The 26781-nt window shown below is 73.0% G+C and carries 22 protein-coding genes; 14 read left to right on the top strand and 8 right to left on the bottom strand.

Annotation, left to right across the window (positions count from 1 at the left end; translation table 11 throughout):
* Positions 1-232 precede the first annotated feature (232 nt).
* Positions 233-1345 carry a hypothetical protein gene (locus tag AMIR_RS40750; protein WP_015804762.1) on the top strand — a complete coding sequence of 371 codons (1113 nt, stop codon included), beginning with the start codon at positions 233-235 and terminating at the stop codon, positions 1343-1345.
* Between the two features lie 125 nt (positions 1346-1470).
* Here AMIR_RS40750 and glgP read toward each other — a convergent pair whose 3' ends face one another.
* Positions 1471-3978 (bottom strand): alpha-glucan family phosphorylase, encoded by a 2508-nt coding sequence (gene glgP / locus AMIR_RS30090; RefSeq protein ID WP_015804763.1) that lies wholly within the window; start codon positions 3976-3978, stop codon positions 1471-1473.
* Positions 3979-4886: 908 nt separating this feature from the next.
* Here glgP and AMIR_RS30095 point away from each other — a divergent pair.
* The 5 genes from AMIR_RS30095 (at position 4887) to AMIR_RS30115 (ending at position 14080) form a co-directional block, all read left to right on the top strand.
* Positions 4887-6866: a maltotransferase domain-containing protein gene (locus tag AMIR_RS30095; protein WP_015804764.1), complete on the top strand. Its 1980-nt coding sequence runs from the start codon at positions 4887-4889 to the stop codon at positions 6864-6866.
* A gap of 92 nt (positions 6867-6958) precedes the next feature.
* Positions 6959-8773, top strand: coding sequence for a maltose alpha-D-glucosyltransferase (treS, locus tag AMIR_RS30100; protein ID WP_015804765.1), 1815 nt, complete (start codon positions 6959-6961; stop codon positions 8771-8773).
* A 4-nt stretch (positions 8774-8777) separates the two neighbouring features.
* The gene (locus AMIR_RS30105) at positions 8778-10106 is read left to right on the top strand and encodes a maltokinase N-terminal cap-like domain-containing protein (RefSeq protein ID WP_015804766.1); all 1329 of its coding nucleotides are present in this window, start codon (positions 8778-8780) and stop codon (positions 10104-10106) included.
* Between the two features lie 7 nt (positions 10107-10113).
* Positions 10114-12582 carry a 1,4-alpha-glucan branching protein GlgB gene (glgB, locus tag AMIR_RS30110; protein WP_015804767.1) on the top strand — a complete coding sequence of 823 codons (2469 nt, stop codon included), beginning with the start codon at positions 10114-10116 and terminating at the stop codon, positions 12580-12582.
* A 112-nt stretch (positions 12583-12694) separates the two neighbouring features.
* Positions 12695-14080, top strand: a complete 1386-nt coding sequence (locus tag AMIR_RS30115; RefSeq protein ID WP_015804768.1) for a neutral zinc metallopeptidase — start codon at positions 12695-12697, stop codon at positions 14078-14080.
* Between the two features lie 5 nt (positions 14081-14085).
* Here the strand turns inward: AMIR_RS30115 and AMIR_RS30120 are convergent, their stop codons facing one another.
* The gene (locus tag AMIR_RS30120) at positions 14086-14673 is read right to left on the bottom strand and encodes a hypothetical protein (protein WP_015804769.1); all 588 of its coding nucleotides are present in this window, start codon (positions 14671-14673) and stop codon (positions 14086-14088) included.
* A 180-nt stretch (positions 14674-14853) separates the two neighbouring features.
* On the opposite strand from AMIR_RS30120, the gene AMIR_RS30125 reads away from it, so the two are divergent.
* The gene (locus AMIR_RS30125; RefSeq protein ID WP_425358894.1) at positions 14854-16341 is read left to right on the top strand and encodes a neutral zinc metallopeptidase; all 1488 of its coding nucleotides are present in this window, start codon (positions 14854-14856) and stop codon (positions 16339-16341) included.
* A 111-nt stretch (positions 16342-16452) separates the two neighbouring features.
* Here AMIR_RS30125 and AMIR_RS30130 read toward each other — a convergent pair whose 3' ends face one another.
* The 3 genes from AMIR_RS30130 to AMIR_RS30140 are packed head-to-tail and all read right to left on the bottom strand — an operon-like array spanning position 16453 to position 18923.
* Positions 16453-17433 (bottom strand): tetratricopeptide repeat protein, encoded by a 981-nt coding sequence (locus AMIR_RS30130; protein WP_015804771.1) that lies wholly within the window; start codon positions 17431-17433, stop codon positions 16453-16455.
* 21 nt (positions 17434-17454) lie between these two features.
* Positions 17455-18594 carry an SCO6745 family protein gene (locus tag AMIR_RS36395; protein ID WP_015804772.1) on the bottom strand — a complete coding sequence of 380 codons (1140 nt, stop codon included), beginning with the start codon at positions 18592-18594 and terminating at the stop codon, positions 17455-17457.
* Entirely contained in the window at positions 18591-18923 is a 333-nt protein-coding gene (locus AMIR_RS30140; RefSeq protein ID WP_015804773.1) for an MTH1187 family thiamine-binding protein, read from the bottom strand. Before AMIR_RS30140 ends, AMIR_RS36395 begins: the two co-directional genes overlap by 4 nt.
* Before the next feature lie 46 nt (positions 18924-18969).
* Between AMIR_RS30140 and AMIR_RS30145 the strand changes: the two genes are divergently transcribed.
* Complete coding sequence (locus AMIR_RS30145) at positions 18970-19473, top strand: MarR family winged helix-turn-helix transcriptional regulator (RefSeq protein ID WP_015804774.1); 504 nt, start codon at positions 18970-18972, stop codon at positions 19471-19473.
* A gap of 575 nt (positions 19474-20048) precedes the next feature.
* Positions 20049-21155, top strand: a complete 1107-nt coding sequence (locus AMIR_RS30150) for a phosphotransferase (protein ID WP_049797005.1) — start codon at positions 20049-20051, stop codon at positions 21153-21155.
* Here AMIR_RS30150 and AMIR_RS30155 read toward each other — a convergent pair.
* Both AMIR_RS30155 and AMIR_RS30160 read right to left on the bottom strand, forming a co-directional pair.
* Positions 21128-21472: a DUF3817 domain-containing protein gene (locus AMIR_RS30155; RefSeq protein ID WP_041837129.1), complete on the bottom strand. Its 345-nt coding sequence runs from the start codon at positions 21470-21472 to the stop codon at positions 21128-21130. The two genes, AMIR_RS30150 and AMIR_RS30155, sit on opposite strands and share 28 nt — an antisense overlap.
* Before the next feature lie 26 nt (positions 21473-21498).
* Positions 21499-22437, bottom strand: coding sequence for an ABC transporter ATP-binding protein (locus AMIR_RS30160; RefSeq protein ID WP_015804777.1), 939 nt, complete (start codon positions 22435-22437; stop codon positions 21499-21501).
* 322 nt (positions 22438-22759) lie between these two features.
* On the opposite strand from AMIR_RS30160, the gene AMIR_RS30165 reads away from it, so the two are divergent.
* Positions 22760-23002: a hypothetical protein gene (locus tag AMIR_RS30165; protein ID WP_049797006.1), complete on the top strand. Its 243-nt coding sequence runs from the start codon at positions 22760-22762 to the stop codon at positions 23000-23002.
* Here AMIR_RS30165 and AMIR_RS30170 read toward each other — a convergent pair.
* A complete protein-coding gene (locus AMIR_RS30170) occupies positions 22981-23760 on the bottom strand; it encodes an IS5-like element ISAmi2 family transposase (RefSeq protein WP_041836501.1) in 780 nt (259 codons plus the stop codon). The genes AMIR_RS30165 and AMIR_RS30170 overlap by 22 nt on opposite strands.
* A 154-nt stretch (positions 23761-23914) precedes the next feature.
* On the opposite strand from AMIR_RS30170, the gene AMIR_RS40755 reads away from it, so the two are divergent.
* The 4 genes from AMIR_RS40755 to AMIR_RS30190 all read left to right on the top strand — a co-directional run bounded on the left by AMIR_RS40755 (position 23915) and on the right by AMIR_RS30190 (position 26781).
* On the top strand, positions 23915-24088 hold the full coding sequence (locus tag AMIR_RS40755) for a hypothetical protein (protein ID WP_015804779.1): 174 nt from the start codon (positions 23915-23917) through the stop codon (positions 24086-24088).
* A 212-nt stretch (positions 24089-24300) separates the two neighbouring features.
* Complete coding sequence (locus AMIR_RS39730) at positions 24301-24627, top strand: DUF3558 domain-containing protein (RefSeq protein ID WP_143760959.1); 327 nt, start codon at positions 24301-24303, stop codon at positions 24625-24627.
* 154 nt (positions 24628-24781) lie between these two features.
* The gene (locus AMIR_RS30185) at positions 24782-25765 is read left to right on the top strand and encodes a LacI family DNA-binding transcriptional regulator (RefSeq protein WP_041838506.1); all 984 of its coding nucleotides are present in this window, start codon (positions 24782-24784) and stop codon (positions 25763-25765) included.
* Positions 25762-26781: a class I mannose-6-phosphate isomerase gene (locus AMIR_RS30190; protein ID WP_015804782.1), complete on the top strand. Its 1020-nt coding sequence runs from the start codon at positions 25762-25764 to the stop codon at positions 26779-26781. Before AMIR_RS30185 ends, AMIR_RS30190 begins: the two co-directional genes overlap by 4 nt.

A 26781-nucleotide genomic window follows, 5' to 3' on the forward strand; every position in this document is an offset into this window, starting at 1 on the left:
CCACCCGCGCACGGCCTCCGCGCCCGACGGGTCGCGCCCCCACCCCCGCGCCCCTCCGGCAGTGCGCCGCCACCCACCTCCCCACCCGCCCCCGCCACTCACCCCTTCGGCCCACCGCCCCGCCCGATCGGCCCCCCGAACCCCCCGTTCCCCGCCCATTCCCCGCCCGCTCCCCCACCGCTCACACGTTCGGGTTACCGATGTCGCCGGGAGCGGGTAGCGTCCGCACACCGTGTGGAAGCTGCTGACCGCCCTGGTCCCCCTGACGCTCCTGCTCTGGGGCCTGTCCGGTTACCCCCTGGCCCTGCTGGGGGCGGTGCTCGGCGCGTTCGCCTGCCTGGCGCTGCTCGTGCTCGGGCAGGTGCTCGGCGCGCTGGCGCTGTCCGTCCGGGTCTCCCAGCTGACCATCGGCGTCGGCTCCGAGCTCAAGACCTGGAACGGCGAGGGCCGCCGGGTCGTGCTGCGGAGCATCCCGCTGCTGTTCACGGTCATCCTCACCTCGGTGAAGTCGCCCGTCCGCCCCCGCCTGTGGGGCACGGCCCTCACCGCCGTCCTGCTCACCGCCGCCGCCGTCACCGCCGCCTGGTTCGCCGCCTCGAACCCGCTCGCGCGCGGGTTCGCCGTCGCGGGCACGGCCGTGCTGGTCAACGCGCTGGTCCCCCGCCGGGGCGCGGGCCTGACCTCGATGGGCTGGTTCCTGTTCGCCCTGCCCCGGCTGTCCGGCAGGCCGCTGGCCGAGCTGGAGGCCACCCCCGCCGTCAACCGGGCGGTGACCGCGCTGGAGTCCGGCGACCTGGACGAGGCCGAGCGCATCGCCGACGAGCTGGTGGCCGCGCACCCCGACCTGCTGGTCGCGGTCGGCTCCAAGACCGGCGTGCTCACCCTGCGCGGCAAGCACGCGGAGGCGTTGAAGCTGGTCAGCGGGCTGGTCGGCCGCCCCGACCTGAACCAGCGCGACATGGCGTTCCTGATGGCCGAGATGGCCAGCACCACCGCGAACGCCGTGGAGGCCGGGATGCTGCCCGCCGAGGTCGGGCTGGGCGCGGCGCAGCGGGCGCTCGACGGCGCGATCCAGCTCGGCTTCCCGTCCTACCGGTGCAGCGGCGTCGTCGCCCAGCTGTCCCTGATCACCGGCGACGTCGAGACCGCGCTGCAGATGGCCCGCCAGGCGGCCGAGGTGAGCGAGAGCTCGCTCTCCCGCGCCGACGCGCTCGCCTCGGTGGCCAGGGCGCACATGGCGGCGGGCGACAACGCCGCCGCCCGCGAGGCGCTCGCCGAGGCCGAGCAGCTGGCGGGCTGGTCGCCCAGGGTCGCGGAGACCTCGGCCCGGCTGAACATCGCCTGACCCCCGAGCGGCAGAAGGGCGGGCGCCGGAGGTCCGGCACCCGCCCTTCACCGCGTCCCAGCGGTCACCGCGTCCCAGCGGTCACCGCGTCCCAGCGGTCACCGCGTCGCGGCGGAACCCGGCGGTCACCCCGCCAGCACCACACGCCCCAGCTCGGCCCGCGAGGCCAGCAGCTCGTGCTTGGGCAGCACCCGGACCGTGTACCCGACGCCACCCGCGTGCGGCAGGGTCAGGTCGACCTCGTAGTCCTCGCCGCCCACGTGCCGCATCGGGGTGGTCACCGCGTCGACCAGCTCGTCGCCGTCGCCGACCCGCCCCAGCACGGCCTGCACGTCCACCTCGCCCGGCTCCAGCCCGGCCAGGTCGACCCGCGCCCGCACCGACACCGGCGCGCCCAGCACCGGGGTGCCCTCGCCCAGCCGGATCTCCGAGTCGAGCACCCGCACCCGCGCCCACGAGGACCGCAGCCGCTGCCGGTACGCCGACAGCTCCTTCGCGCCCCGGTACCCGTCGCCGACCACGGCCTCGGCCGACCCGGCGGCGGGCGCGTACAGCTCCTCCACGTACTCCCGCACCATCCGGGACGCCTGCACCGACGGCCCGAGCGAGGCCAGGGTGTGCCTGACCATCGCCAGCCACCCGCGCGGCGCCCCGTCGGTCCGGTCGTAGAACAGCGGGGCCACCTGGTTGCCCAGCAGCTCGTAGAGCGCCGTCGCCTCCAGGTCGTCGCGCCGGGTCGGGTCGCCGACGCCGTCGGCGGTGGGGATGGCCCACCCGTTGGACCCGTCGTACAGCTCGTCCCACCAGCCGTCGCGGATCGACAGGTTCAGGCCGCCGTTGAGCGCCGACTTCATGCCGGACGTGCCGCACGCCTCCAGCGGGCGCATCGGGTTGTTCAGCCAGACGTCGCAACCCCAGTAGAGGAACCGGGCCATCGACATGTCGTAGTCCGGCAGGAACACGATGCGGTGGCGCACGCCCGCGTCGTCGGCGAACCGCACGATCTGCTGGATGAGCGCCTTGCCGCCGTCGTCGGCCGGGTGCGACTTGCCCGCCACGACCAGCTGCACCGGCCGCTCCGGGTGCAGCAGCATCGAGCGCAGGCGTTCGGGGTCGCGCAGCATGAGGGTGAGCCGCTTGTACGTGGGCACCCGCCGGGCGAAGCCGACGGTGAGCACGTCCGGGTCGAACACGTCGTCGGTCCAGCCCAGCTCCAGCGCGGACGCCCCGCGCTGCAACCACGACGCCCTGGTGCGCCGCCGCACCTCGTCGACGAGCTTGCCGCGCAGGTGCCCGCGCAGCTCCCACAGCTCCTCGTCGGAGATCTCCGCGCCCTCGACCACGGCGCTCATCCGGGCGTCCGCCCAGGTGGGGCCGTGCACGCCGTTGGTGACGGAGCCGATGGGCACCTCGGCGGTGTCGAAGCCCGGCCACAGGCCGCGGAACATGTCCCGGCTGACCGTGCCGTGCAGCTTGGAGACGCCGTTGGCGCGCTGCGCCAGCCGCAGGCCCATGTGGGCCATGTTGAACAGGCCGGGGTTCTCCTCGGCGCCCAGCGCGAGGACCCGCTGGGTGCTCACGCCCGGCAGCAGCTCCTCGTCGCCGAAGTAGTGCTGCACGAGGTCGACGGGGAACCGGTCGATGCCCGCGGGCACCGGGGTGTGCGTGGTGAAGACGGTGCCCGCGCGGACGGCGGCGAGGGCCTGGTCGAAGTCCAGCCCGTCGCCGGTGACCAGCTCGCGGATGCGCTCCAGGCCCAGGAACCCGGCGTGGCCCTCGTTGGTGTGGAACACCTCGGGACCGGCGTGGCCGGTGGCCTCGCAGAACGCCCGCACGGCGCGCACGCCGCCGATGCCCGCGAGGATCTCCTGGCGGATGCGGTGGTCCTGGTCGCCGCCGTAGAGGCGGTCGGTGACGCCGCGCAGGTCCTCGTCGTTGTCCTCGACGTCGGAGTCGAGCAGCAGCAGCGGCACCCGGCCGACCTGCGCCTTCCACACCTTGGCGCGCAGCACCCGGCCGCCGGGCATGGTCACGTGGACCAGCACGGGCGCGCCGGAGCGCTCGGTGACCAGCTCCAGCGGCAGCGCGCGCGGGTCGAGCACCGGGTAGTGCTCGACCTGCCAGCCGTCCAGGGACAGCGACTGCCGGAAGTAGCCGGAGTGGTAGAGCAGGCCGACGGCGATGAGCGGGACGCCCAGGTCGGAGGCGGCCTTGAGGTGGTCGCCCGCCAGCACGCCGAGGCCGCCGGAGTAGTTGGGCAGCGCCTCGGTGACGCCGAACTCCATGGAGAAGTAGCCGATGGCGGACGGCAGCGGGGCGCCGTCACCCTGCTCGGCGCGCCTGCGCTGGAACCAGCGGTCGTCGGTGAGGTAGCGGTCGAGGTCGCCCGCGGCGGCGCGCAGGCGACCGAGGAACTCCTCGTCCCGGCTGAGCGATTCCAGCCGATCGGGCGAAGCCGTGGACAGGACGCGCAGCGGGTCGCCGCTCTCGGCCCAGAGCACGGGATCGACCGAGGCGAGGAGGTCCTGCGTGGGCTGGTGCCAGGTCCAGCGCAGGTTGGTGGCGAGGGTGCCGAGCGCCGACAGCGGCTCGGGGAGGCTGGCTCGGACGGTGAACCGGCGTAGTGCTCGCATGGCGTCGGACCTTATCCCCCATCCAGCGGTGTCGGGCAATGGTCACCCGAACCGATGCAGTGAACGATCCAGCGCTACCAGCGGTGACGCCTCCCCGGCGGGCTTTCCGCAAACGGGCGGTCACCGCCGCCCCCGGAAGGGCTTTCGCCCGAACGGACCAGACCCCCCGGGTGGGTCGCGCTCCGCCGAGCACCGGCCGGGTCGGCCCCCCGCACGGGGTCGGTCGTCCGGGTGGCGCGGGCTCCGGCGGCGACCCGGCGCGCCGGTCCGTCCCAAGAGGACGGTCACCCGGCCGCGCCCCGACGACGGGAGGATCCACAGTGGACCGGACACCCCCGGTGCTCGACCGTCCGACCGAACGGCGCTCCCCCGTCGGGGCGGACCGCGCCCGGACGCGACCCGCCCCGCGGGGCGCCCCCGGACGGATCGGCCGCCGAAGCACCCCGGAGCGCCGCGCCGAAACGCCAGGTGCGCGCGCCGGAACGCTTGACACCGCAACGACCTCGCCCGCCGAGGGCCCGCCCCGGCGATCACCGCACCGGTGCGGTGATCGCCCCGCCTCCACTGTGGACGGGGCGGGAACCCGGTCGCGGCCCCGGCGACGCGCGGATGAAGGACGCCGTTCACCCCGCCGTGATCCGGCGGCCACCCGGAACAGCGAGACTGAGGCGAGGATCACGAGATGCACCCGATCGCCGAGTGTGTGATCGATCCGCACCGGGTAGTAATGCACAGGAGTCCCGGTGATGAGCGCCCTGTTCGAGGAGTGCAGACTTGGCGGGGCACGGCCCAGACGGAAGAGCCACACCAGCTGAGCCGCAGCACGGGGCCACGGTGCGGCGGTTCGTGGTCCCGCACTGCCGCGCAGTGCGGGGGCGCGTCACATCAAGGCGAGAGGGGCGCTGCCGATGAGCGGACGACTCGGTGTCGACGACGTCTCCCCAGCGGTGAGCTGCGGGCGCTACCCGGCGAAGGCCGTGGTCGGCGAGCACGTCCCGGTCCGGGCCACGGTGTGGCGCGAGGGCCACGACGCCGTGGCGGCCACCGTCGTGTGGCGCGGTCCCGAGGACCGCGTCGCCAGGCAGACCAGGATGTCCCCCGAGGGGATCGGCCTGGACCGCTGGGCGGCCGTGATCGCGCCCGACACCACCGGGGCCTGGACCTTCCGCGTCGACGCCTGGAGCGACCCGTGGTCGACCTGGCTGCACGCGGTGGAGGTCAAGGTCGCCGCGGGGCAGGGCGCCGACGAGCTGGCGAACGACCTGGAGACCGGCGCGCGGCTGCTCGACCGGGTCTCCCGCAGGCCGGACCGGCGCCGCGAGAAGCCGCTGCTGTCCAACGCCGCCGCCGCGCTGCGCGACGAGGGCAGGCCGCTGACCGAGCGGGTCGCCCCGGCGCTGGCCGCCGACGTGCGGCGGGTCATGCACGAGCACCCGGTGCGGGAGCTGGTCACCAAGGGCAAGCAGCACCGCGTCTGGGTGGACCGGGAGCGGGCCGCGTTCGGCTCCTGGTACGAGTTCTTCCCCCGCTCCACCGGCGGCGTCGACGAGTCCGGCGTCCCCGTGCACGGCACGTTCGTGACCGCCGCGCGCGAGCTGGACCGGGTGGCCGCGATGGGCTTCGACGTGGTGTACCTGCCGCCGATCCACCCGATCGGCCGGGTCAACCGCAAGGGCCCCAACAACACGCTGACCGCGACCGAGGACGACTGCGGCTCGCCGTGGGCGATCGGCTCGGACGAGGGCGGGCACGACGCGATCCACCCGGAGCTGGGCACGGAGGCCGACTTCGCGGCGTTCGTGAAGCGCGCCGCCGAGCTGGACATGGAGGTCGCGCTCGACCTCGCGCTCCAGGCCGCGCCGGACCACCCGTGGGTGCTCAAGCACCCGGAGTGGTTCACCACCCGCCCGGACGGCACGATCGCGTACGCGGAGAACCCGCCGAAGAAGTACCAGGACATCTACCCGGTCAACTTCGACAACGACCCGCAGGGCATCTACAACGAGGTGCTCCGGGTCGTGCTGCACTGGGTCGACCTGGGGGTGAAGGTCTTCCGGGTCGACAACCCGCACACCAAGCCTCCGGACTTCTGGGCGTGGCTGATCTGGACCGTGAAGGACCGGCACCCGGACGTGCTGTTCCTGGCCGAGGCGTTCACCCGCCCGGCGCGGCTGTACGGGCTGGCCAAGCTCGGGTTCACCCAGTCGTACACCTACTTCACCTGGCGCACCTCGAAGGAGGAGCTGACCGAGTTCGCGCTGGACCACCTCGCGCACTGGGACGAGGCCAGGCCGAACCTGTTCGTCAACACCCCGGACATCCTCCACGAGTCGCTCCAGCACGGCGGCCCCGGCACGTTCGCGCTGCGCGCGGCGCTGGCCGCCACGCTGTCGCCGACCTGGGGGGTGTACTCCGGCTACGAGCTGTTCGAGCACCAGGCGCTCAAGCCGGGCAGCGAGGAGTACCTGAACACGGAGAAGTTCCAGCTCCGGCCGCGCGACTACGCGGCGGCGGTGGCCGAGGGCCGCTCGCTGGAACCATGGCTGCGCAAGCTGAACGGCATCAGGCGGGCGCACCCGGCGCTGCGCCAGATGCGGACGCTGCGCTTCCACGAAGTCGACAACCCGGCCCTGATCGCCTACTCCAAGCAGGACCCGGCCACCGGTGACACGATCGTCGTGGTGGTCAGCCTCGACCCGAACGGGTCGCAGGAGGGGACCATCCGGCTCGACCTGCCCGCTCTCGGCATCGACTGGCACGAGCGCCTCATCGCGCACGACGAGGTCACCGGCGAGACGTGGGACTGGGGTCAGGCCAACTACGTGAAGCTCGAACCCTGGCGGGCGACGGCGCACATCGTCGCCGTGCAGCGCAGGTTCGCGGGCTAGCGATCACCGGTTAGCGCAGTACCCCCCGCGTCGCGCGGAACGCGGGGGGCGGTCGAGCGTACCCCCGATGAGGTGGGACGAGGTGGAGCATCATGCACGACGAGGAACCCCGACCCGACGCGGCACTCGGTCTGGACGGCATCCCGCACACCGGTGAGGCCATCGGTGCCGACGGGCTGCTGGTCGAACCCCAGGCCGAGGACTTCAAATCGGCCAGGGAGGTGCCGCGCGACCAGGCCTGGTACAAGGGCGCGGTGTTCTACGAGGTGCTGGTGCGCGCCTTCTCCGACTCGAACGGGGACGGCACCGGCGACCTGAGGGGTCTGGCCTCGCGGCTGGACTACCTGGAGTGGCTCGGCGTCGACTGCCTCTGGCTGCCGCCGTTCTACGCCTCGCCGCTGCGCGACGGCGGCTACGACATCAGCGACTTCCGGGCGGTGCTGCCGGAGTTCGGCACCGTCGACGACTTCGTGTACCTGCTGGACGAGGCGCACCGCCGGGGCATCCGGGTGATCACCGACCTGGTGCTCAACCACACCTCGGACGCGCACCCGTGGTTCCAGCAGTCGCGCGCCGAGCCGGACGGCCCGTACGGCGAGTACTACGTGTGGAGCGACGACGACTCGCGCTACGCGGACGCGCGCGTCATCTTCGTGGACACCGAGTCCTCGAACTGGACGTACGACCCGGTGCGCGGCCAGTTCTTCTGGCACCGGTTCTTCTCGCACCAGCCGGACCTCAACTTCGAGAACCCGGACGTGCAGGAGGCGATGCTCGACATCCTGCGGTTCTGGCTGGACCTGGGCATCGACGGGTTCCGCCTGGACGCCGTGCCCTACCTGTTCGAGCAGGAGGGCACGAACTGCGAGAACCTGCCGCGCACGCACGACTTCCTCAAGCGCTGCCGCAAGGTCGTCGACGACGAGTACCCCGGCCGGGTGCTGCTGGCCGAGGCGAACCAGTGGCCCGCGGACGTGGTGGAGTACTTCGGCGACCCCGAGGTGGGCGGCGACGAGTGCCACATGGCGTTCCACTTCCCGCTGATGCCGCGCATCTTCATGGCGGTGCGCCGCGAGTCCCGCTTCCCGATCTCGGAGATCCTGGCCCAGACGCCGAGCATCCCGGACGGCTCCCAGTGGGGCATCTTCCTGCGCAACCACGACGAGCTGACCTTGGAGATGGTCACCGACGAGGAGCGCGACTACATGTACGCGGAGTATGCCAAGGACCCGCGGATGAAGGCGAACATCGGCATCCGCCGCAGGCTGGCCCCGCTGCTGGAGAACGACCGGAACCAGCAGGAGCTGTTCACGGCGATGCTGCTGTCGCTGCCCGGCTCGCCGGTGCTGTACTACGGCGACGAGATCGGCATGGGCGACAACATCTGGCTGGGCGACCGCGACGGCGTGCGCACCCCGATGCAGTGGACGCCCGACCGGAACGCGGGCTTCTCCGGCTGCGATCCGGGTCGGCTGTACCTGCCGGTGATCATGGACCCGGTGTACGGCTACCAGGCGCTCAACGTCGAGGCGCAGCTGAACAACCAGTCCTCGCTGCTGAACTGGACCCGGCGGATGATCGAGATCCGCAAGCAGCACCACGCGTTCGCGGAGGGCGACTTCGACGACCTGGGCGGCTCGAACCCGAGCGTGCTGGCCTACCGGCGGCGCTGGGCGCGGCCGGACGGCCAGGAGGACATCGTGCTGTGCGTGAACAACCTGTCCCGGTTCCCGCAGCCCGTCGAGCTGGACCTGGGCGAGCACCGGGGGCTGCGCCCGGTGGAGCTGACCGGCGGGGTGCGCTTCCCGCAGATCGGCGAGCTGTCCTACCTGCTCACCCTGCCGGGGCACGGCTTCTACTGGTTCCAGCTCGTGGCGGCGGGCGACGACGGCGAAAGCAGCAGGTGAGAGCGTGACGCAACCGCAGGAGCTCGTGGACAAGGTGGTCGCGGAGCTGACCGGTTGGCTGCCCGCGCAGCGCTGGTTCGGCGGCAAGGACCGCCCCGTCGACGCGGTGCGCCCGCTGCGCAGCACCGTGCTCTCGCACGACCCGCTGCTGGTGCACCTGGTCGTGGAGGTCGAGCAGGCCGACCGGCTCGACCCGTACCAGCTGGTGGTGAGCGACCGGCTGGAGGGCTTCGAGGCCACCGGCGACGCCGAGCTGACCGGTCTGCTGCTGGACCGGATCGCGCGCGGCGACACCGTCGAGGGCCTGGAGTTCCGGACCGAGCCGGGCGTCGAGGTGCCGGAGGGCCTGCGCGGCAGGCCGATCACCTCGGAGCAGTCGAACACCTCGGTGGTGTTCGGCAGCCAGTGCATCCTGAAGTTCTTCCGCAAGCTCACCCTGGGCGAGAACCCGGACCTGGTGCTCCAGCGGGCGCTGCACGAGGTGGGCTGCGAGCACATCGCCCGGCCGCTGGGCTCGATCAGCGGCGAGCTCAAGGGCGAGCGCACCACGTTCGGGATGCTCCAGCAGTTCCTCCCGGACGCGGTGGACGGCTGGGCGATGGCGACCACGAGCGTGCGCGACCTGATGGCCGAGGGGGACCTGCACCCGAACGAGGTGGGCGGGGACTTCGCGGGCGAGGCGAGCAGGCTGGGCGCGGCGGTGGCGCGGGTGCACGCGGACCTGGAGCGCGCGCTGGGCGCCCAGGTCGCCGACGCCGACGACATCGAGCGCTCGGTGCGGGCCATGCACGCCAGGCTGGACCTGGTGCTGGGCTCGGTGCCGGAGCTGGAGCAGTACGCGCCCGCGCTGCGCGAGGCGTTCGACCAGGCGCGGGACACCCCCGGCGCGATCGCCATCCAGCACATCCACGGCGACCTGCACCTCGGTCAGGTGCTGCGGACCGTGCACGGCTGGCTGGTCATCGACTTCGAGGGCGAGCCCGGCGCGCCGCTGGCGGAGCGGACCGCGCTGCGCTCGCCGCTGCGGGACGTGGCGGGGATGCTGCGGTCGTTCGACTACGCGGCGCACCAGCTGCTGGTCGGGCAGCCCGAGGACGAGCAGCTGGCCAGGCGCGCCCTGGAGTGGTCGCGGCGCAACCGGGCCGCGTTCACCGAGGGCTACGCGGAGTCCTCGGCGGCGGCCGTGGGCGACCCGCGCGAGCGCGGTCCGCTGCTGCGGGCGTTCGAGCTCGACAAGGCGGTCTACGAGGTCGCCTACGAACATGCCAACCGACCGGAGTGGTTGACGGTTCCGCTGTCGTCGATCGCCCGGATCACCGGAGAAGGAGCGTGAGCGGGACGTGAGTGCGATCCAGCCCGAGGACGTCGACCGGCTGCTGGCGGGGTCGCACCACGACCCCCACTCGGTGCTGGGGGTGCACGGCGTCGGAGGCGGCGCGGTCGCCCGAGCGCTGCGGCCGGGTGCGAGCGCGGTGTCGGTGCTGGTCGGGGACAAGAGGTTCGAGCTGGACCGGGTCGCCGACGGGCTGTTCGCGGGCGAGCTGCCCGAGCACCCCGGCGGCGACTACCACCTGGAGGTGGACTACCGGGGGCACGTCGTCGAGGTGGACGACCCGTACCGGTGGCTGCCGACCGTGGGCGAGCTTGACCTGCACCTGATCGCCGAGGGCCGCCACGAGCGGCTGTGGGACGTGCTGGGCGCGCACCCGCGCAGCTACGACACCCCCGCGGGCGTGGTGCGGGGCGTGTCGTTCGCGGTGTGGGCGCCGACCGCGCGCGGCGTGCGGGTGTGCGGCGACTTCGACGGCTGGGACGGCCGCGCGAACCCGCTGCGCTCGCTGGGCAACACCGGCGTCTGGGAGGTGTTCGTCCCGAACCTGCCGGTGGGCTCGCGGTACAAGTTCCGCATCCTGGGCGCGGACGGGGCGTGGCACGAGAAGGCCGACCCGATGGCGTTCGCCACGGAGGTCCCGCCGCAGACCGCCTCGGTGGTGACCGAGTCGCTGTACGCCTGGGACGACGCCGAGTGGGAGGCCAGGCGCGACGCCACCCAGTGGGTGAACGCGCCGATGAGCGTCTACGAGGTGCACCTCGGGTCGTGGCGGCCGGAGAAGGACGGGCGCAAGCTCGGCTACCGGGAGCTGGCGCAGGAGCTGGCGGACTACGTGACCGAGGCGGGCTTCACGCACGTGGAGCTGCTGCCGATCGCCGAGCACCCGTTCGGCGGGTCGTGGGGCTACCAGGTCACCTCCTACTACGCGCCCACCTCGCGGTTCGGCTCGCCGGACGACTTCAAGCACTTCGTGGACGTGCTGCACCAGCGCGGCATCGGCGTGATCGTGGACTGGGTGCCCGCGCACTTCCCGAAGGACGCGTGGGCGCTGGCGAAGTTCGACGGCACCCCGCTGTACGAGCACGCCGACCCCCGGCGCGGCGAGCAGCCCGACTGGGGCACGCTCGTGTTCGACTTCGGGCGCAACGAGGTGCGCAACTTCCTGGTCGCGAACGCGCTGTACTGGATCGAGGAGTTCCACCTCGACGGGCTGCGGGTCGACGCGGTGGCCTCGATGCTGTACCTGGACTACTCGCGGCAGGACGGGCAGTGGCTGCCCAACGAGTTCGGCGGCCGGGAGAACCTGGACGCGGTGCGGTTCCTGCAGGAGCTGAACGCGACGGTGTACCGGCGGCACCCCGGCGTGGTGATGATCGCCGAGGAGTCCACGGCGTGGCCGGGCGTGTCGCGGCCGACGCACCTGGGCGGGCTGGGCTTCGGGTTCAAGTGGAACATGGGGTGGATGCACGACTCGCTCCACTACCTGTCGCGCGAGCCGATCCACCGCTCGTTCCACCACAACGAGATCACCTTCTCGATGGTGTACGCGTGGAGCGAGAACTTCGTGCTGCCGCTCTCGCACGACGAGGTGGTGCACGGCAAGGGCTCGCTGTGGCAGCGGATGCCCGGCGACGACTGGAACAAGGCGGCGGGGCTGCGCACCCTGCTGGCGTTCATGTGGGCGCACCCCGGCAAGCAGCTGCTGTTCATGGGCGGCGAGTTCGGGCAGCCCGCGGAGTGGTCCGAGTCGAAGTCGCTGGACTGGCACCTGCTGGAGCAGCCGCTGCACGCGGGCGTGCGCAGGCTGGTGGCGGACGCGAACCGGGTGTACCGGGCCTCGCCCGCGCTGTACAGCGCCGACTCCAGGCCCGAGGGCTTCTCGTGGATCGACGCGAACGACTCGGGCGGGAACGTGCTGAGCTTCCTGCGGATCGGCGAGGACGGGTCGCTGCTGGCGTGCGTGGCGAACTTCTCCGGGCAGCCGCACCACGACTACCGGGTCGGGCTGCCGGTGGGCGGCCGGTGGCGCGAGGTGCTGAACACGGACTCGGGGCACTACGGCGGTTCCGGGGTGGGCAACCTGGGCGGTGTGGAGGCCGACGGGGCGCCGTGGCACGGGCGGCCGACGTCGGCGGTGCTCCAGCTGCCGCCGAACGGGGTGCTGTGGCTGGCGCCGGAGGACGGGCCGGAGGAGCTCGCGGTCGAGGCGGCGGAGGCGGTGCTGGCGGACGGCGCCGAGGGCGCGGTGGTGCTGGAGGCGGTGCTGGACGAGCTGCCCGAGGTGGAGGTGGTCCCGCCCGCCGAGATCGTGCCCGCCGAGGTGGCGCCCGCTCCCGCAGGGCCGGTGCCCGCTGAGCCGGTGCCCGCGGGGCCGGTGGAGCCGGGCCCGGTGGAGCCCGCGCCCGCCGTGGCCCCGCCGGTGAAGGCCGGTGCGGAGCCCGCGGGCGACGCGCCCGCCGGGACCGCGAAGGCCTGAGGCCGGGCTGGTCGACCGGACGGCCGGGAGGTGACCGCCTCCCGGCCGTTCCGCGTCTCCGGGTCTTCCCGGTCCGCTCCCCCGGAGCGTCCGAACGGGGCACAATGGGCCCATGCTGCGCTCATCCGGTCGGCTGGCGGACGTGACCGTGCTGATCACCCTCGTGGCCGTGGTGAGCGGCTGCACCCAGCCCGTGCCGGGGCGGCCCGTCGCGGGCGAGGGGGTCACCAGGGGAACGGTCGACACCTCGTTCATCCGGGGCGCCGACGGCAGCCCGATCGACCAGCTCGCCGCCGCCGCGATCACCGACGTCGAGCAGTTCTGGAAGACCGCCTTCCCGGAGACCTTCGGCCAGGACTGGAAGGAGCTGTCCGGCGGGTACTACTCGGTGGACACCAGCAGCCAGTCCGCCAAGCCGCCGCCGTGCACCGAGAAGGCGCTGGACGTGGAGGGCAACGCGTTCTACTGCCCGAGCGCCGACGCGATCGCCTGGGACCGGGCCGCGCTGCTGCCGGTGCTCCAGGACAGCTTCGGCGACTCGGCCGTGGTGATCGTGCTCGCCCACGAGATGGGCCACGCCGTGCAGCGGCGGATGGGCATCACGCAGGAGCTGGAGCGCAGGCAGCCGGAGAAGTACCCGACGATCCTGACCGAGGCGATGGCCGACTGCTACGCGGGCAACTTCCTCAAGTGGGTCAACGACGGCGAGGCCGAGCACCTGTCGATCGGCGCCGAGTCGCTGGACTCGGCGCTCGGCGCGCTGATCACCTTCCGCGACCCGGTGGGCACCTCCGCAGGCGACCGCTCGGCGCACGGCAACGCGTTCGACCGGGTGTCCGCGTTCCAGGACGGCTACCAGCAGGGCACGAAGTTCTGCGCGGCCATGACCGTGGACAACCGGCCGTTCACCCAGCAGTCGTTCACCACCGCGGCCGACCAGAGCCGGGGCGGGAACCTGCCGTTCGCGGACATGCTCGACAGCGTCCTGCCCGACCTGAACGCCTACTACGAGGCCGCGGTGCGGCAGGCCGGTGGGCGGTGGGTCGCGCCGAAGATCACCACGGTGGAGCAGGAGCCGGACTGCGCCGGTGACCAGGGGCCGATCGCGTTCTGCCCGGCCGACGCGGCGGTCGAGATCGACGTGAACGAGGAGCTGCCGAAGCTGCACGCCCGGATCGGCGACTACGCCACCGGCACGCTGCTGGCCAGCCGGTACGGGCTGGCCGCGCTGGCCGCCACCGGCAAGCCGGTCCAGGGCGACGGGGCGGCGGCGAACGCGCTGTGCCTGGCCGGGGCGTACACCCGCGAGGTGTTCACCAGGCAGCAGGGCTTCGGCCTCTCCCCCGGCGACCTGGACGAGGCCGTGCAGGTGCTGCTGGCCCACGACTACGCGGGCCGCGACGCCGAGGGCGGGTCGGCGGTGGGACCGGGGTTCAAGCGGGTCGAGGTGTTCCGCACCGGGGTGCTCGAAGGGCTTTCGAAGTGCGGGATCGCCTGACGGGCTCAGACCAGGAGGTCGCGCAGGGCGGTCTTGAGGCGTTCTGCGGCGGTGTCGGCGCGCAGGGCGCGGGTGGACGCCAGCACGAAGCCCCTCGGCTCGTGCCGCCAGAGGTCGCCCGCTACCGGGAGCTCCTCGACGTGCAGCTCGAACAGCGGGCTCGCGAACCCCTCGGCCTCCAGCTCGGCGACGGCGCGCTGGACCGGCAGCACCTCGCGCGGGTGCGGCGCCCCAGCCCGCTCCAACGCCCGCTTCCGCTCGACGGTCCACCGGGCGGACGCGGCACGCAGCTCGTCGCCGCGGGTGTCGAGCCCGGCGGGCAGGCCGTCCCGCAGGCCGGGGCGGAACTCCGGGCGGCGGTGGCCCCGCGAGAGCAGCCCGGCCCACCAGTCCTCCCAGTCCGCGGCGATCCGACCGAGGTCGAGCTCCGCGACGGGCAGGACGCTCCCGACGGGCAGCGGTCGGTCCAGCGGCGGCACGTCGGGCGCGAGCGCGTGCTCCAGCCCGAGGGCGGCGCAGACGTGCAGGGCCAGCACGAACTCCGAGCCGCCGCCGTGGGAGACCAGCCAGCCGGGACGCCCCGCGTACCTCATGCCCGGACGCTATCCAGGACCTCACACCCCTGGGTGAATGATCACCCTGTTGGGCGTGAAGCTATCGGCGGCCCCGGCGGGGTCCGGCACGCGCTGTGTCGCAGGACACCGCGCTCCCGACTCCCGCCCGGACCGGACTGGGGGCGAAGTAGGGTGCGCGGAGCGGGGCCTGTGGCCCGGTTGTCAGGTTGGCGCGGATCTGGACGGGGCTTGGGCATCATGGCTCGACGGACGGGCAAGGGCGCGGCGCTCGTCGCGGCGCTGGCGGTGGCCGCTCTGCTCAGCGGCTGCACCGAGGTGGTGTCGGGGCAGGGGCGGATGATGCCGCCCGACGCGTCGAAGGTGTCCGGTCTGGACATCACCACCGGGGAGAGCGGCCCCAAGCCGGGGGTGCCGGACGCGGACCTGCGGGTGGAGAACGGCGACGGCGGCGAGATGGACCGGCTGGCGATCAACGCGCTGGCCGACGTCGAGCAGTACTGGGCCGAGCAGCTGCCGAAGAACTTCGGCGGGCGCGAGTTCGAGTCCGTCAAGCGCCTGGTCTCCTACGACTCGACCGGGCGGGGCGTCGAGATCTGCCGGATCAACACGGCGGGCGTGCCCAACGCGTTCTACTGCTCGCTGGACGACAGCATCGCCTGGGACCGGGGCGACCTGCTGCCGATGCTGCACGAGGCGTTCGGGCCGATGGCCGTGGTGACCGTGCTGGCCCACGAGATGGGCCACGCGATCCAGTACAAGCTCGGCCCGGACGGCGGCGTCACGCAGGCCACCAGCAGCATCGTCAAGGAGCAGCAGGCCGACTGCTACGCGGGCAACTTCTTCCGCTGGGTCGCCGAGGGCAAGTCCGAGCACTTCCGGATCTCCACCGGGCCGGGCCTGAACCAGGTGCTCCAGACGATGTTCTTCATCAAGGACGCGGCGGGCACCAGCGCCGAGAAGCGCGGGGCGCACGGCAGCGCGTTCGACCGGGTCACCGCGTTCCAGTTCGGCTTCGCGGGCGACCCGAAGCGGTGCTCGCAGATCGACGACGCGGAGATCCAGGAGCGGATCACGCAGCAGCGGTTCAGCGCGAAGGACACCGACTCCGGCACGGGCATGGGCAACCTGCCGGTCGGCGAGCGGAAGGTCCTGGACAAGCTGGAGGCCAGCCTGCGCGACGCCTACAAGCAGAGCGGCGCCACCCCGCCCGCGCTCAAGGAGACCATGGTCGACTGCGCGGACGCGGAGGAGACGCTGCCCGCGTCGTACTGCCCGTCGACGAACGTGATCGCGGTGGACCTGGTGGAGCTGGTGAGGATCGGCACCCCGACCAAGCGCGGGCAGGCGGGCGGCATCGGGGACTTCGCGGCGTTCGCCGAGATCGCGTCGCGGTACGCGCTGTCGATCCAGAAGGCCACCGGGTACTCGCTGGCCGGTCCCGCCGCCGGGCTGCGCACGGCTTGCCTGACCGGGTACTGGGCCGGGACGACGAACAAGGAGGGCGTGGAGCTGCGGCTGTCCTCGGGCGACCTGGACGAGGCGGTGGCCGAGCTGCTCGCCGAGGGGAGCCTGATCGCGGCGGACGTGAACGGCTCCTCGGTGCCGTCCGGGTTCGCGCGGGTGGAGGCGTTCCGCGACGGGTTCTTCGAGGGCTCCGGGCTGTGCACGCGGAAGTACGGGAGCTGAGGGACGGGTTCTGACGCGCCGAGGGCCGCCGGGGATCTTCCCCGGCGGCCCTCGGCCTTCAGTGGTCCGGTCGTGCTGGTCCGGTCGTGCCGGTCTGGTCGTGCCGGGCGGTCAGTAGAGCGCGCTGGCGAGGTTGCGGCGGGCCTTGGCCACGGCCGGGTCGTCCGCCGGGAACAGCTCGAACAGGGCGATCAGGTGGTTGCGCACCTTGTCGCGGTCGTCGCCGAAGACCCGGCGGACGGTGTCCACGAGCCGCTGGAACGCCTGCTCGACCTCCTGGTTGACGATCTGCACGTCGGCGGCGGCGAGCTGCGCCTCCAGGTCGTCCGGGTTCGCGTCGGCGGTGGCCACCACGGCGGGGTCCAGGCTCTCGACCCGCGCGGTGAACCGGACCTGGGCGAGCGCCGCCTTGGCCTCGGCGTTGCCGGGCTCGGCGGACAGGATCGCCTCGTAGGCCGCCTCGGCGGCGGCGAAGTCGCCCTCCTCGAAGGCGGTCTCGGCGGCGGTGAGGCGCGGGTCCTCCGGCTCCGGCGCGGGCGCGCCCCGGTTCGCCTCGGCCGCCGCGATGCCGGGGAGGCGGTCGCGGAGCGCGTCGAGCAGGCGGTCGATCCACTGGGCGATCTCGTCCTCGGGCAGCGGACCGGCGAACGCGTCGATCGGCTGGCCGCCCGCGACCGCGACGACCGTGGGCACCGACTGCACGCCGAACAGCTGGCCGATGCGCGGGCTGGCGTCCAGGTCGACCCTGGCGAGCAGCCACGCGCCGCCGCCCGCCTCGGCCAGGCGCTCCAGCACCGGGGAGAGCTGCCCGGCCTCGGGGCTCCACGACGCGGTCAGCTCGACCACGACGGGGATCTCCAGGGAGCGCTCCACCACCGGCTGGAAGGTGGCCTCGGTGACGTCGACGACCCACTGGCTCGGTGCGCCGGAACCGGCTCCGGGAGCGGCTCCGGGAGCGGTGGGCGCGCTGGGGGGCGGCGCCGCGGCGCGCTGCCGGGCCGCGTCGGCCCGCGCCTTGATCGCGCCGAGGTCGACCGCCCCGGACAGCGCGGCGGACAGTGCTGCGGTCTTGCGAGGGTCTGGCCTTGTCACGCTCCCATCCTGGCACGACTCCTAGTCGGGGAGGTCGCGGACCGGGTCGATCGCCATCGGGTTGTCGCGCATCACCTCGTTGCGGGCCCCGATGGTCAGGGCGAGCGGGGTGAGCAAGTCGCTCAACCGGGTGGTCCGAGCACCGCCGAGCACCCGCCACGGCCGCTCCGCGACGGCGTCGGTGACCCGCTCGACCTGCTCCCGCAGCGCGATCCCGGCGGTGGTGAGCACGACGCGGCGCTCGGGTGTGGGGGTGGTGGGGCGGTCGGCGGGTTCGGCGGGCGGGTTCGGGGTGTTCCCGCTGAGCGCCTGGTGCTCCTGCTCGCCCGCTCCCCACTCACCCGCCCCCTGCTCCTGCTCGGCCGCTCCCCACTCACCTGCCCCTTGCTCCCGCTCGGCCGGTTCCACGGCGGGGCGGGCGTAGCCGGTGACCGGTTCGGGTTCGGCGGGTTCGTGCTCCAGCAGGCCGCGCTCGGCCAGCCGGTCCTCGGCGTCGGCCCACTCCTGCGGCGACCAGCCGCGCGCCAGGCGCAGCAGCGCCGGGTCGAGCGCGCGGTCGGCGGCGAACAGGACCAGCGCCTCGCACGGGTCCAGGTCGGCCGCGACCAGCGCCGCCACGTGCCCGTCCCCCCTGGACTCGCGCAGCACCGCCGTCGCCTGCCACAGCGCGAGGTGCGCCTCGGCGGGCCTGCCGAGGGCCCGGTTCGCGGCGGCGAGCGGGCGTCCGGCGACCGGCGCGGCCTCGGCGGCGGCCCAGGCGAGGTCGGCGGCCTCGGCCAGGTGCGCGCTGGTGGCGAGGTCGCCGAGGTCGAGCGCCGCGCGCCCGCCGTCCAGGTCGGTGGGCGCGGGGTCGAGCAGCCTGCGCAGCGCCCCGTCGACCCCGCGCAGCCGGGCGGCGAGGAAGTCGGCGGGCGCGGCGTCGTCCCACGCGGTCGGCACGGCCCTGGCGACCATGTCCGGGTGGAAGCTGTAGAAGGACGCCGCGACCACCTCCGGCCCGACCGCGCCGAGCGGCGCGGCCCGCATCCCGAAGTACCCGGTCCAGTGCCGCGCGCAGCCCAGCTCCCTGGCGGCGGCCTTGCTCTCCGGCGTGAAGTACGTGACGGCGTGGTACGGCTCGTACCGCAGCCATAACCGCCGGGCCGCTCCGCTGTCGCTCATCCCCGCTCCCCCTCGGGGTCCGCGCCGCCCGCGCCCGCGGCGAGGTGCTGCTCGACCCGGTCGACCTTGGCGGTGATCTGCCCGGTGTGCCCCGGCCGGATGTCGGCCTTCAGCACCAGGCTCACCCTGGGCGCCCGCGCCCGCACCGCTTCGGTGGCGCGCTTGACGACGTCCATCACCTCGTCCCACTCGCCCTCGACGAGCGTGAACATCGCGTTGGTCTCGTTGGGCAACCCCGATTCGCGCACCACCCTGACCGCCTCGGCGACCGCTTCCGCGACGCTGTCCGACTCCCCGCCGAGCGGGCTGACGCTGAACGCGACGAGCACAACTGCCTCCTGAACGATTCCCGGTACCCACTGGTAGCTTCGGGTCATGACGCACCGGCCACTCCCCTTCGACCCCATCGCGCGCGCCGCCGAGCTGTGGGAGAAGCGGATCGGGCCGTCCCCGTCGATGGCGGCGGTGACGAGCGTCATGCGGGTACAGCAAATCATCCAGTCCGCCGTGGACGCGTCCCTCAAACCGCACAACCTGACGTTCGCCCGCTACGAGGCGCTGGTGCTCCTGACGTTCTCCAAGTCGGGCAGCGTGCCGATGCGCGTGATGGGCGAGCGCCTGCAGCTGCACCCGACGAGCGTGACGAACATCGTGGACCGCCTGGAGGCCGACGGCCTGGTCCGCCGCACCCCGCACCCGACCGACCGGCGCACCACGCTGATCCAGCTCACCGAGGCCGGGCACGAGCGGCGCGAGGCGGCGACGAAGGCCGTGATCGAGGTCAACTTCGGCATCCACGGGCTGACCGAGCGGCAGACCGAGCAGCTGACGGAGCTGCTGGCGAAGGTCAGGCGGACGGCCGGGGACTTCGAGGACTGAGCGCCCGGACAGCGGGCGGGGCGTCCAACGGACGTCCACTGGACGGCCGCTCACCCCTCGGTCGCGCCGCAGCGCGACCGAGCAGGCTCCGGCCACACCGAGAGACCCGCCCACCGCGCCCCACGCAGTCCTTCGTCCAGCGGTCCAGCGGTCCACTCACCCCTCGGTCGCACCGCAGCGCGACCGAGCAGGCTCCGGCCACACCCAGGGACCCGCCCACCGCGCCCCCGCAGTCCTTCGTCCTCGCGGTCCAGCGGTCCGCTCACCCCTCGGTCGCGCCGCAGCGCGACCGAGCAGGCTCCGGCCACGCCCAGGGACCCGCCCACCGCGCCCCCGCAGTCCTTCGTCCTCGCGGTCCAGCGGTCCGCTCACCCCTCGGTCGCGCCGCAGCGCGACCGAGCAGGCTCCGGCCACGCCCAGGGACCCGCCCACCGCGCCCCCGCAGTCCTTCGTCCTCGCGGTCCAGCGGTCCGCTCACCCGTCCACCGTCGCCCACCGCCCGTTCCCCCGATCGCCGTTCCCCCACCCGCGTTAATCTCTTCTCCTCCGCCCCGTCCGCTCCTACCTTGACCGTCATGCGCGAGGTGGTGGTGCTGGTCGAGCACGCGGGGCTGCACCTGGGTTCCCTGTCCTTCGAGGTCCCCTCCAGTCCGTGGTGGAACGACGTGGAGCCGGTCACCGCGCACCTGGACGCGGTGCTGGGCGTGACCTCGGCGGTGCTGCGGCTGGTGTCCGTCGCGGGTGGTGGTCGGACCAGGGACGGGCGGGTCACCTACCTGGTGGAGGTCGACCGGGTGCCCACGCGCGGTCTGCTGCTGCGCTCCCCCGACCCGGAGCTGCCCGAGGACCCGCTGCGCCTGCCGTGGGCGTGTCCCGGTGGTCCGCGCGCGCTGCTGGACTGGGCGGACGGCCTGGTGACCAGGACCGGTCCTGCCGTGCAGGTGAAGACCTGGAACCTGTCGTGCGTGTACCGGTTGCCGACCGCGTCCGGTCCGGTGTGGCTGAAGGCGACGCCGCCGTTCCTGGCGGACGAGGCCGCGGTGGTCGCGCTGGTGGCCGGGGTCGCGCCGGACCTGGCGCCGCGCGTGCTGGCGTCGGAGCCGGGCCGGACGCTGAGCGCGGACGCGGGTGGTCACGACTGCTGGGAGACCACGTCGGCGGACCTGCGGGCCGTGCTGCCGCGCTTCACCGCCGCGCAGGTCGCGCTGGCCGGGAGCCCGGACCTGGCCGCGCTGCGCCGCCGCGACGTGGGGATCGGCTCGCACGGGCTGCCGGAGACCCTGCTGCACGGGGACTTCCACTGCGGGAACTGGCGCTCGTCCGGCGTGGTCCTGGACTGGTCGGACGCGCACCGGGGCAATCCGGCGCTCGACGCGGCGCGGATGCTCGGCTCGCTGCCGGTGGGCCTGCGCGGGATCGCGGAGCGGGTGTGGGTCGAGGGGTGGCGGGAGGCGTTCCCCGGCAGCGACCCGGTGGCGGCGCTGGGCGAGGCGCGGTCGGCCGTGCACCTGCTGGCGGCCGAGGTGTACGCGGGGTTCCTCGCCGGGATCGAGCGGTCCGAGCGGGTGTACCACGAGGGGGACGTGGAGCGGGCCCTCTCGGACGCGCGGGCAGCGGCCGGGGCGGTGGCCCGAGCCGCTGCGGGGGGCGCCGGTCAGGCCGCGGGGGCTCCGGAGTCCTGAGCGGTCGCGCCGTCGGCGGGCTGCTCGGCCAGCTTGCCGTTCTTGAGCGCCCAGCGCTCGAAGAGGACGGTGCCGAAGGGCGGGATGGAGGCCAGCATCGCGACCGCGAGGGTGCCCTTGGACCAGCGGTCGGACATCATCAGGGTCACCAGCAGGTAGCCGACGAAGATCGCGCCGTGGACCGGTCCGAAGATCTTCACGCCGAGCTCGTTCTCGACCACCACGTACTTGAAGAACATGCCGAGCAGGAGCCCGGCCCAGGAGACGGCCTCGGCGAACGCGAGGAGGCGGAACCGACCGACGGGGCTGGAGAGCATGTCCCCATTGTCAGTTATGACGTGTTTCACCCCGCCTGGGGGTCGGCGGCCACCGGGTACTCGCGGCCGGTCAGGCCGAGGAAGACGTCCTCCAGCGCGGGGGTGCGGACCTGGAAGCCGTCGGTGGGGCAGTGCGCGGACAGCGCCGACAGGACCTGGCCGGGGCGGCGGGTGGCGATGACGAGCGAGGAGCCGATCTCGCGGGCGCGGTCGACGCCGGTGATGGCCTGCGCGTCGCGCGCGCTGATCTCGCCCGCGGGCAGGATGACCAGCGTGGGCGCGCCGAGGCGGCGCACGAGGGCGGCGGGGGTGTCGGCGGCGAGGACCCGGCCGTGGTCGAGGACCGCGACCCGGTCGCAGAGGATCTCGGCCTCGTCGGGGTGGCCGGTGGCGCACACGACGGTCTTGCCGCTGGCCTGGACGGTGCGCAGGACGTCCCACACGTGGCGGCGGGCGGTCGGGTCGAGGCCCGCGGTGGGCTCGTCGAGCAGGAGCACGTCGGGGTCGTGCGCGAGGCAGCAGGCGAGCGAGAGCAGCTGGCGCTGGGTGGCCGTCATCCGGTACTCGGGCACGTCGAGCTTGCCCGCGAGCCCGACGAGGTCGAGCGCCCGCACCGCCTCGGTGACCCCGACGCCGCGCAGCGCGCCGAACGTCATGACCTGGTCGAGCGCGGCCATGCCGTCGAAGAAGGAGGGGACCTGGGGCCGCATCCCGACCCGGTGCGCGAGCCGCTCGTCACGCGGCCACGGCTCGACCCCGAGCAGCTCCACCCGGCCGGAGTCGGGGCGGCGCAGGCCGTCGAGGACTTCGAGCAGCGCGGTCTTGCCGGACCCGGCGGGCCCGAGCAGGCCGAAGAACTCACCCTCGGCGACGGTGAAGGAGACGCCGTCGAGCGCACTGCGCCCGCCGACCCGGTCCTGGCGGACGTCGGACACGACGACAGCCGGGTTGCCTGTGCCTGTCATGGCCCCTGACCGTAAGGGCTTCGGGGTCCCGCCGAGGGAGATTCCCCGCTTAGCCGACCGGAGTTGGTGTGAGTCGGGACTTTCGGCCCCATTAGGGACAACCGTCCACCCCGGAGAGCCAGCTTACCCGGTTCGGGGGGCGAAGCGGGGGGATGGGGCTCGGGGGTCCGGTGGGTGGGCGGGGGCCTGAGGGGGGCACGGGCGGTGGCACGGGCCGGTGAGCGGGTTGTCCGGAAACGGACTGACGGGAACATCGGTCCCGGTATCGTGACCTGCCGGAATCATCGGAATCCGCTGACGAGCCCGAGGTGCGCCGAGGACGATGGACATCAAATCGATGCAAGCGCTGACGCAGAACATGGCCGGCTTTCGCCAGGCGGCCGAATCGGGCGGATTCGCGATCAGCAGCGACGGCGCGCAGGCCTACCTCGACGCGATCGACGAAGCGCTGCGAAGCCTGAACGACACCAAGGGGAACTTGTACAAGATCAACCAGAAGGTCCGGCTCGGCACGAGCCCCGACGCCCAGGCAATGAGCCTTTTTCATCCTGTGGTGGCCTCGTAGTTCTGTAGGACGTGGATGGCTTTGGCCAGTCGGCCGGCGCGGCGGGGGCAGCAGCGGAGTTTGCGGAGGATGCGCCAGGTCTTGAGCTGGGCGTTGGCGCGTTCGCCGGGGCCGCGCAGGCGGGCATGGGCGCGGTTGGCGTCCTTCTGTGATTCAGGTTTGTTGCGGCCCTTGTAAGGGGTGATCACGTGGCGGTCGGTCGGGTCGTAGGCGTGGTAGCCCTTGTCGCCCAGGGCGATCAGCCCGGCGTGGCGCAGGGCGGCGAGGATGTTCCAGATCCGGGCGGCGGCGGTGTCGTGGGTGCTGCCGGGCAAGTCGCCGGACACCCACAGGATCGTGCCGTCCGGGGACGCGATCACCTGCAGGTTCACTCCATGGATCTTGTGCTTGCCGGAGTAGAAGGGGCGGTCGGCGGCGATCCGGTCGATCGGGATGAGCGTGCCGTCGATCACCACGTGGGCCATGCCCTGGCGTTTCGCCTTGCGCAGCGCTTCTCGGAGCTTCGGGGACCGCTGGGCGAGCAGTTCGACGGTCTCGTTGACATAGCGCCAGCAGGTGGAGGTCGAGACCGCGAACCCGGCGGCGAGATCGGCGAAGGTCTCGCCTTTGCGCAGGTACACCAGCACCAGCAGGGCTTGTTGTCCTGGGTTGAGCTTGCGCCACACCGATCCGAGCTGCTTGCGGTGGGCGCGGACCAGCCCGGACACGAAGGTCAGGGTCTGATGTGACAACGGCAGCGCGGCACGGTAGAACAGCACGTGAAGCCCCTGGCGGTGCAGAACTTTCTTGGTCGATAGCTCTGCTACCAGGGGCTTCGCCATGTCCGGGCGGAGCCACGCCGATGCTCATCAACCTGTGATCAGCAAGAAGCACTACACGGCAACGCATCCAGCCCAGGATGAAAAGGGCTCAATGGCCCAGTACAACCTCGAGAACGCCACGGGCGGCAGCGGGACGATCGGGCTCATCCCGGCCCTGGAGCAGTTGACCACCGCGCTGTCGGAGGCCCGAGTGGCCGTGCGGAAAGCGGTGGACAACTACGAGTCGAACGACTGGCAGACCAAGAACATCCTCGACAAGCAGTAAGGTCACCGATCTTGAAAATGCACCGGGCGGCGCTCAGCGCGCTGCTTCTCTCCGTCGTCGTCCTCAGCGGCTGCTCAACCGTCGAGCCCGGCAGCCCCTCTGCCGCAGGCACGAGCAGGCCCGTGTCTTCGGGCGCGAGCAGCACGAGTTCCTCCCCGGAGGCCCTCCCGGACGCCTGCGCGCTTCTGGAAAAGGTGGCCAGCGAGTTCAGCGTGACGAATGTAGAGAAGTCATCGGACGGGGAGGACTGCAAGGGCGACCTGCCCGAGGTCCGGTCGGTCATGATTCAGATCTACCCCGACCTGGGCCTGGCCGAGCACAACCCCGGCTCCCAAGGCGTGGTCTCCGACATCGACGTCAACGGGCGCCCTGGGAAGCTCGTCGAGAAGGCGCTGACGAAGTTCGACTGCGCCGTCGTCCTCGAACTGACGAAGACCTCCCGCGTGGACATCTTCACCTCGGCCAGCGTGACCAACGACTCCTGCGCGGTGGCCCAGCAGATCGCGAAAGCGATCGAGCCGGATCTCCCCCGCTCCTGACCGATAAAGCCTCCTCCCCGCCTTCGGCCCCCCGCCTCCTCCCCCCACCCCGCCGTTGACATCCATCACCCGCGCGGGGTGTGATGCCGTCACTATGACAACGTTGTCCCCGAACGGCGCGCAGTCCGGTGCCCGCAAGATGCGGCGCGCCACCATGAACGACGTCGCGCGCCTCGCCGGGGTCAGCATCAAGACCGTCTCCCGCGTCGTCAACGACGAGGCCGGGGTGCACCCGGCCACCGCCGAGCGGGTCCTCGCGGCCATCGACCAGCTCGGGTTCCGGCGCAACCTCAGCGCCCGCAACCTGCGCCGGGGCTCCTCCACGGGCACCATCGGCATGGTCCTGGAGGACGTCGCGAACCCGTTCTACTCCGGCGTCACCCGCGCCGTGCAGGAGATCGCCCGGTTGCGCGGCAGGCAGGTCATCACCGGCTCCTCCGACGAGGACCCCGCCCGCGAGCGCGAGCTGGCCCTGGAGTTCTGCTCCCGCCGCGTCGACGGCCTGCTGATCGTCCCCGCGGGCCTCCAGCACGGCTACCTCGTCCCCGAGATGCGCGCGGGCACCCCGATCGTCTTCCTGGACCGGCCGGCGGGCGACGTCGTCGCCGACACCGTCCTGGTCGACAACATCGGCGGCACGGCGGAGGCGGTCGCGCACCTGGCCGCGCACGGGCACCGGCGGATCGCGTTCCTCGGCGACTCGCCCGACATCTTCACCGCCAACGAGCGCCTGCGCGGCTACCGCGAGGGCTGCGCGCGCGCCGGTCTGGGCCACCACGACGCCCTGGTGTCCATGGGCCCGCACGACGAGCACTCCGTGCGCCGCGCCCTGCACCGGCTGCGCACCGGCCCCACTCCCGCGACCGCGCTGGTCACCGGCAACAACCGGATCACCGTGCACGTGCTGCGCGCGCTCGCGGGCTCCACCGACCGGCCCGCCCTGGTGGGCTTCGACGACTTCGAGCTGGCCGACCTGCTCTCGCCACCGGTGACGGTGATCGCGCACGACGCGAAGGCGCTGGGCAAGGCCGCCGCCGATCTGCTGCACGCCCGGCTGGACGGGGACGCCTCGCCGCCGCGCCGCGTGGTTCTGCCCGTGCGCCTGGTGCCACGGGGTTCAGGGGAGGTCCGCAGGTGAGCAACACGGGTTCTCGGGCGATCGAACTGCCCGCCAACCAGCCGAAGCAGTTCTACCGGGGTGGCGCGTCCATCGCGGAGCTGCGCGGCGCCCCGGAGGCCGACTTCGGCCCGGAGGACTGGGTCGCGTCGACCACGACGCTGTTCGGCAAGCCCGACGCGGGCCTGTCGCGGCTGCCGGACGGCAGGCTGCTGCGCGACGCGGTCGCCGCCGACCCGACCACCTGGCTCGGCGCGGAGCACGTCGCGGAGTTCGGCGCCGACACCGCCCTGCTGGTGAAGCTGCTCGACGCGGGCCAGCGCCTTCCGGTGCACTGCCACCCGTCGAACGCGTTCGCCGCGACCCACCTCGACTGCCGCCACGGCAAGACCGAGGCGTGGATCGTCATCGGCACCAAGGGCGCGAACCCGTTGGTGTACATCGGTTTCCGCGACGACGTGCCCGAGGGCGTGGTGACCCGCTGGGTCGCCGAGCAGGACACCTCGGCGATGCTGGGCGCCCTGAACGAGGTCCGCGTCTCCCCCGGTGACGTGGTGTTCGTGCCCGCGGGCGTGCCGCACGCGATCGGCGCGGGCGTGTTCATCGTGGAGCTCCAGCAGCCCACGGACTTCTCGGTCACCCTGGAGTGGTCCGGTTTCCTGGCGACCCCGGACGCCGGTCACCTCGGCCTCGGCTACGACAAGGCCCTCGGCTGCGTCGACCGGGACGGCTGGGGCGGCAGGCTGGACGAGCTGATCCGCCGCACCGGCGACCAGTCCAAGGGCGCCGTGGACCTGTTCGCGCGCAACGCCGACCCGTTCTTCCGCGCCGACCGCCTGCACGTGTCCGGCTCGGTCGAGCTGGACCCGTCGTTCGCCGTGCTGGTCGTGCTGGAGGGCAGCGGGAGCCTCGGCCCGCTGGAGCTGCGCCGGGGGAGCACCGCCGTCGTGCCGCACGCGGCGGGCCAGGAGGTCCTGTCCGGCGACCTGGTCGCCGTGCGGTGCAGGCCGCCACTGCCGTCCAGCCTCGGGAGCTGA

It is taken from the genome of Actinosynnema mirum DSM 43827, from assembly GCF_000023245.1.
In the GTDB taxonomy this organism is placed as follows: domain Bacteria; phylum Actinomycetota; class Actinomycetes; order Mycobacteriales; family Pseudonocardiaceae; genus Actinosynnema; species Actinosynnema mirum.